A 1,010-nucleotide genomic window follows, 5' to 3' on the forward strand; every position below is an offset into this window, starting at 1 on the left:
GCTCGCTGCTCGGCGGCGCCGACACCGCCCTGCGCTACGCCCTGGAACACGCCGGGACCCGGCGCGTGGCCGGCACCACCTTCGCCAACCAGGCCGAGTCGCCCACCGCCCGGCTCGCCCTCGCGGCCGCCGCCACCCGGCTGGACACCGCCCGGCTGCACGCCCGCCGCCTCGCCGACAGCGTGGACGAACATGCCCGCGCGGGCGAGAACCCCGACCTGCTCACCCGGGCCCGCGCCCGCATGGACGCCACCCACGTCGTCCAGCAGTGCCGCCAGACCGTCGACGACATCGTCACCCTCTACGGCTCCTCCGCCCTGGACGAGTCCAACCCCCTCCAGCGGCTCTGGCGCGACATCCACACCGGTAGCCGGCACGCCGGCTTCGGCATGGGCGTCCCCGAGCAGGTCTACGGCAGCGCCCTGGTCGGCCAGGACCCGCGCACCATCAGCATGCTGGTCTGACGGCCCGTACGACCACCGCGAACTCCCCTTCGTTCCGATGTGCTCCGGGCCCGCCCGCCCCGGCGCGGCACCGGCCTTTCGCCTCCCAGTGACGGAAAGCGAGACCAGACATGTCCGACGAGCACGAGATCCGCGAACAGAACCGCGCCATCGTCGCCCAGTACATGAACACCCGCGGCCAGGACCGCCTCAAGCGCCACCTGCTGTTCACCGAGGACGGCACCGGCGGCCTGTGGACCACCGAGACCGGCGAGCCCATCGTCATCAGCGGCCGGGACCGGCTCGGCGAGCACGCCGTCTGGTCGCTCAAGTGCTTTCCCGACTGGGCCTGGATCAACGTCGAGATCTTCGACACCCAGGACCCCGACCGGTTCTGGGTGGAGTGCGACGGCGAGGGCCAGATCCTCTTCCCCGGCTACGAGCCCGGCCTCTACCGCAACCACTTCCTGCACTCCTTCACCTTCGAGAACGGGAAGATCAAGCAGCAGCGCGAGTTCATGAACCCCTGCCAGCAGTTCCGGGCCCTCGGTATCGACGGCCCCGCGG

The 1,010-nt window shown here is 71.3% G+C and carries 2 protein-coding genes; both read left to right on the forward strand.

Annotated elements, in window-relative coordinates; all coding sequences use genetic code 11:
* On the forward strand, window positions 1-464 hold a 464-nt coding region (locus CCN33_RS29735), incomplete at its 5' end, for an acyl-CoA dehydrogenase family protein (RefSeq protein ID WP_279628230.1).
* Between the two features lie 110 nt (window positions 465-574).
* Window positions 575-1,010: PhzA/PhzB family protein (locus tag CCN33_RS29740; RefSeq protein ID WP_208621969.1), on the forward strand; the 436-nt coding region annotated here is incomplete at its 3' end.

This window comes from Streptomyces recifensis, assembly GCF_002154615.1.
Taxonomy (GTDB): domain Bacteria; phylum Actinomycetota; class Actinomycetes; order Streptomycetales; family Streptomycetaceae; genus Streptomyces; species Streptomyces griseoluteus.